The sequence below is a fragment of the Desulfolutivibrio sp. genome (genome assembly GCF_036584575.1).
Taxonomy (GTDB): Bacteria; Desulfobacterota; Desulfovibrionia; order Desulfovibrionales; family Desulfovibrionaceae; genus Desulfolutivibrio.
This window is the reverse complement of sequence record NZ_JAZHDB010000082.1, coordinates 1-5,022: the sequence shown is the minus strand read 5'-3', so window position 1 is coordinate 5,022 and position 5,022 is coordinate 1. Positions and strand designations below refer to the sequence as shown.

Below are 5,022 nucleotides of genomic sequence, written 5' to 3'. Positions count from 1 at the left end.
AAACGCTCCCTCGCAGACGCTTCTCAAAGTTTGCACGTCGAGCAGGCGGATGCCGGGCCCCGCCGCCACGGACAGCCCAGATGCGCCCGGAACCAGGGCCGTGGCCACGCCCGGCCGGGCAGCCCCGGAAACCATACTGGCCGTGACCTTCACCCGCCGCGCCGCCGCCGAGATGCGGGATCGCCTGGCCGCCCTGGCCCTACGCCATGGCCGGGCCAACCTGGGCATGGCCCACATCGACACCCTACACGCCGTGGCCTACGCCTTCTGGACCCAGTCCGATGGCCAGGCCCCGGTGCTTCTGTCCGAGGAGGCGGCCAAGCGCCTTTTCGCCGAGGTCAACCCGGAATTTCGCGGGGCGCGGCTCACCTCGGCCTGGCAGGATCTGTCCCTGTCCCGAGAGACGCTCACGCCCCTGCCCGTCTATCCCGGCAGCGGCGAGGCCCTGGCTGCCGAGAACTACGCCCGGCAAAAGGCCGCCTGGAATCTGGTGGATTTCACCGATCTTCTGGAATTCTGGCTGGAAAAGATCAAGGTGGGCAGCTTCCAAAGCCCCTTCCGGCACATCCTGGTGGACGAGGTGCAGGATCTCTCCCCCCTGCAACTGGCGGTGCTTGAAGGCCTGGCCCGATTCCCCGAGGTGTCGGTCTTCGCCATCGGCGACCCCAACCAGTCCATCTACGGCTTCCGGGGGGCCGCGTCGGACATGGCGGGCCGCCTGGGCCGCCTGTGGCCGGACCTCGCCACCGTCAGCCTCACGGACAACTACCGCTCGGCCGCGTCCATTTTAGGCCTTGCCGCCGGGCTTTTCCCCGCCGCGCCGCCGCTTTCGCCGAGGCGCCGGGAGGATGCTCCGGGTTATGGCGAGATCCAGCTATTCGCCGCCCCCACGGCCGCCGCCGAGATATCCTGGATCGGGGAGCGCATCCGCAAGCTTCTGGGCGGCACCTCCCTGACCCTGACCAAGGATCTCGGGGCCCAGACCCTAAGCCCCGGCGACATCGCCGTCCTGGTGCGCTTCAAGGCCCTGATCCCGGCCATCCGGCGCAGTCTGGACCGCCTGGGCATCCCCTGCTCGGCGCCCGAGGCCGACGCCTTTTTCGCCGAGCCGCGCATTAAAATCCTGCTCGACGCGGCGGCCCGGCTTTTGGGCATGGCCGGAAGCGAGGACGCCGCTCCCTTAAACTGCCCGGATCGCATCCTGGCCAAGGGCCCCCTGGGGCTTTCGGCCTACCTGGGCGACATCCCGCCCTTCGACCGGCTGTTCTGGCAGAGTCCGGCCTTCAAGCAGCTGTGCCGGGCCTTTGACGAGCACGGCGGCTGGGGAGGACTTTTGTCCTTCGTGAGCACCCAAAGCGAACTGGAGCTGGTGGGGCGCGCGGCCGAAAAGGTGCGCATCATGAGCCTGCACGCGGCCAAGGGGCTGGAATTCTCCGCCGTGTTCCTGCCCGCCCTGGAGGACGGCATCCTGCCCTTCGCCGGGACCGGGCTTTTGACCGGCAACGCCCAGGGCGGCCAGGACGCGCCCGACGCCGACGAGGAACGGCGGCTTTTCTATGTGGGCCTGACCCGGGCCAGGGACCGGCTGTTTTTGAGCCATGCGGCCAAACGCGAACTGTTCGGACGCCTAGTGATGCTCAAGCCGTCGCGATTCTTCGAGGAACTGGATCTGTCTGGGGTGAAGCGGTCGGCCTTGGTGGCCAGGAAGGTCAGTCAGGAAAAGCAGTTGGGGCTTTTGACCCCGTAAGCGAAATCCTACAGGATATGGCGGTAAATCAGGCGTTCGTAGACGCGGCACATTTTATGGGCCGTGGTTCCGGCCAGGCCCATGTCTTTGAGCCGACAGTACATATGCAGGGGATTGAAAAAATGCTGAACAGCCATGCGCAAGCGGAACATGAAACCTCCCTCGCCCTCGGCGGCGCCACCAACTCAACGAAATAACAACACAAAACGATACGGCCGACCGCTCTCCCGAAAGGCCCGGCACACCCGTGCCGCAGCGGTTGGGATGGTCTAATCCAACATCCCGCTTTGTACAAGCCACAACCGAATAAAACCCAAAATTGTGAATATGCCGAAAGATTCCAAGCAACACGGACCCTGGCGCATGGCCGCCCCAAGCTGGGTGATTCCCGGCTCCCCGGCCGAGAACCGGATCTACCTGGGCGACCGCTACGCCGAGATCGGCCTCTATTTCCTGGAGACAAGCGGCTCCCTGGCCTACGCTTCGGACGATCTGCCGCCCGAGGGCGACACGGCGCGCTACCATGTCCATCTGCCCCTGGACCTGCCCTGGGCTGAGGGCGCCGAGGCGGTCTTCGACGTGGCCGCACGCCTGGCGGCCAAGATCGCCCATCTCGCTCCCTGGGGATTCGTGCTGCATCCGCCGCGCGCCTCCAGGCGACTGGCGGCCTTTGTGGCGCTCTGGGCCGCGGACGGCCGCGACCCGGCGGACATCCTGCTGGAAAACGTGGAGGACGCCGGGCCAGACGCCCTGTGGCCCGTGGCCCGGGAGCTCGGCACGGGCCTGTGCCTGGACGTGGGGCACATGCTGGCCTTCGGCCAGACGTCGCTTCTGGCCACGCCCGGGGTTTTCGAGCGCACCCGGCTGGCCCATATCTATGCCCCCTACGATCCCCAAAACCAGCGCGACGCGGCCCGCTGGCGGCTTCCCAAAAGGGAGCACCGGCACCGCGCCCTGTCCTGCCTGGACGCCCAGGGGCGGCAGACGCTTTTGGACCTGCTTTCGGGCCTTGGCCCCGAGGTGGTGATCATGCATGAGGTCTTCGACGACGCGGCCCTGACCGACAGCGAACGGACCTTTGCGGCCCTGTGCCGCCAATGGGGGTTCGCCACGTGATCCGGCTGCTCCTTGGCGGCGACAAGTCCGGAAAATCGGCCCACGCCCTGGAACTCTTTCTGGCCGCTCCCCCGCCCCGGCGCATGGCGGCCATGGGCCGGGCCCTGGATTTCGAATTCCGGGCCCAGATCGAGGCCCACCGCTGGGGGCGGCCGCCGGAGATTCCGGTGACCGAGCCGGGCCTCGAACTGCCCCGGTTCCTGGCCGGGGAACGGTCCCAGGGGGGATCGATCCTGGTGGACAGTCTGGACTTCTGGATTTTCGCCTGCGCCGGGGAGGGTGTTGCGGACGACAAGGTCCGGGAGCTGCTCGACGTCCTGGCGGCCTATGCCGCGCCGGACGCCCCTGAGGCCGTCCTGGTGTCCGTGGAGGCCGGGCTTGGCCCCTTGGCGGCCGACGCCGCGTCCCGGGCATTTTTGCGCCGTCTGGCGGCGCTCAACCAGTCCGTGGCCAGCCTGGCCGCCGACGTCCGTCTGGTGGTGGCCGGACTGCCCGTCCGCCTCAAGGGGGCCTGAATGAAGATGAAGACCATCAAGATACAACGGACCACGCCCATGGACGCGGCGAAGATGTGCAAGCTTTTCCGGCGCGAGGACCGCTGGCTGATCCTGGTCAACGCCGACCCCGACGCCCTGGGCTCGGCCATGGCGCTCAAGCGTCTCATGTCCCGGCGCGTGGAGGCGGCGGACATCGCCAAGGTCAACGAGGTCACCCGGCCCGACAACCTGGCCATGATCCGCTACCTGCGCATCCCCGTGGTCCGCTTCACCCCCGAACTGGCCAAACGCTACACCCGCTTCGCCCTGGTGGACTCCCAGCCCCACCACCACCCGGACTTCGCCGGGATTCCCTTCTCCGTGGTCATCGACCACCACCCGCTCAAGCCCGACGCCCCGGTCACGGCGGCCTATGTGGACATCCGCCCCGGGCTGGGGGCCACGTGCACCATCCTGGCCGAATACCTGCGGGCCATGCGCATCCGGCCCGGCAAGCTTTTGGCCACGGCGCTCATCTACGGCATAAAGACCGACACCCAAAACTTCTCCCGCCCCTTCCAGCACAGCGACATCCTGGCCTTTAGCGGCCTCAACAAGTACGCCGGACAGGATCTTCTGCGCCGCATCGTGCACAGCGAATTCCACAAAAGTTGGCTTAAGTATTTCACCCGGGCCTTTCGCAAGATGCGCTTCGTGGGTTCGCGAGGGCTTTTTATCTTCATGGACCGGCTGGAGAGTCCGGACATCCTGGTCATCCTGGCCGATTTCTTCACCCGGGTGCATGGGCTGTCCTGGGACATGATCTGCGGGGTGTCCGAGGGCAAGGCCGTGGCCGTGTTCCGGGGGGACGGCCTGTTTCGGGACATGGGCAAGGTAGCGGCCGAGCATTTCGGCGACGTGGGGTCGGCCGGGGGGCACCGGACCATGGCCCGGGCCGAGATCGACATGGAGCGGCTCAAGGGGCAGTCCCCCGAGGAATTTTTCTGGAAACGCCTGACCGGGAAACGGCTGGAAAAGCCTGCCAAAAGTACTTAGCCCTACCCGGCCACGGCCCGCACCCATCACCCCCAAAAACACCTCTGTGTTTTTGGAAAATAACTTCCTCAGCCCGCCTGCCCGGCCACGGCCCGCACCCCGCCCGGACAGGTGAAATCCCCCGAGGTCACGAACCCCATCTCCAGATCCGCCATCCACCCCGAGGTGAACGTGCGCCGATCCGCGCTCCACACCCGGCGCACGGCCGGATCGAAAACCGGGTCCGTGCAGTGGGCCGTCCCCTTTTTCACCGGCCCAAGCAGGGTCAAAAGCTCATCCATGGTCGGCAGCCGCCAGTCGGCGCGACCGGCGAACCCGCTTCGGCAAAGCCCCTCCACATACGCCCCCGCCCCCGCGAAGATGACCGGGAAAAGCGCCCCGCCCCGCTCCCACACAAGACCCGTGGCCGCATCGCGCACCGCGCCGTCCCCCAGGTCCGTGAACCGTCCCACGGGCGCTTCCGGGCAGGCGTAACGCCTTGGCCGCCACAGGGCGTCCAGCCCGAACCGCTCCCGGGCCGCCTTGAGCGCGATTTTCTCCGGCCTGCACCGTGAGAAATTAGAAGGCGGACTCAAAAGTTTTGGTTTGGTGAATTTAGCAGATAAAATTTGTGTCGATGTTGGTTCC

6 protein-coding genes are annotated in these 5,022 nt (G+C 66.7%); 4 read left to right on the top strand and 2 right to left on the bottom strand.

Features of this window, described 5'->3' with window-relative positions; translation table 11 throughout:
- Positions 1-1,747 (top strand): ATP-dependent helicase (locus V3572_RS06300; protein ID WP_332110129.1); only part of this gene is annotated, 1,747 nt, incomplete at its 5' end.
- 8 nt (positions 1,748-1,755) lie between these two features.
- On the opposite strand, the gene V3572_RS06295 is transcribed toward V3572_RS06300, so the two are convergent.
- Positions 1,756-1,899, bottom strand: a complete 144-nt coding sequence (locus tag V3572_RS06295) for a hypothetical protein (RefSeq protein WP_163302301.1) — start codon at positions 1,897-1,899, stop codon at positions 1,756-1,758.
- Positions 1,900-2,110: 211 nt separating this feature from the next.
- On the opposite strand from V3572_RS06295, the gene cbiR reads away from it, so the two are divergent.
- From cbiR to V3572_RS06280, 3 genes are read left to right on the top strand one after another with little or no spacing between them, the layout of a single operon-like run.
- Positions 2,111-2,863 (top strand): cobamide remodeling phosphodiesterase CbiR, encoded by a 753-nt coding sequence (gene cbiR / locus V3572_RS06290; RefSeq protein WP_332110128.1) that lies wholly within the window; start codon positions 2,111-2,113, stop codon positions 2,861-2,863.
- A complete protein-coding gene (locus V3572_RS06285) occupies positions 2,860-3,378 on the top strand; it encodes a bifunctional adenosylcobinamide kinase/adenosylcobinamide-phosphate guanylyltransferase (protein WP_332110127.1) in 519 nt (172 codons plus the stop codon). Before cbiR ends, V3572_RS06285 begins: the two co-directional genes overlap by 4 nt.
- Positions 3,379-3,384: 6 nt before the next feature.
- The gene (locus tag V3572_RS06280; RefSeq protein ID WP_442877364.1) at positions 3,385-4,395 is read left to right on the top strand and encodes a DHH family phosphoesterase; all 1,011 of its coding nucleotides are present in this window, start codon (positions 3,385-3,387) and stop codon (positions 4,393-4,395) included.
- 68 nt (positions 4,396-4,463) lie between these two features.
- Here V3572_RS06280 and V3572_RS06275 read toward each other — a convergent pair whose 3' ends face one another.
- Entirely contained in the window at positions 4,464-4,847 is a 384-nt protein-coding gene (locus tag V3572_RS06275) for an Lcl C-terminal domain-containing protein (RefSeq protein WP_332110125.1), read from the bottom strand.
- Between the last annotated feature and the right edge of the window lie 175 nt (positions 4,848-5,022).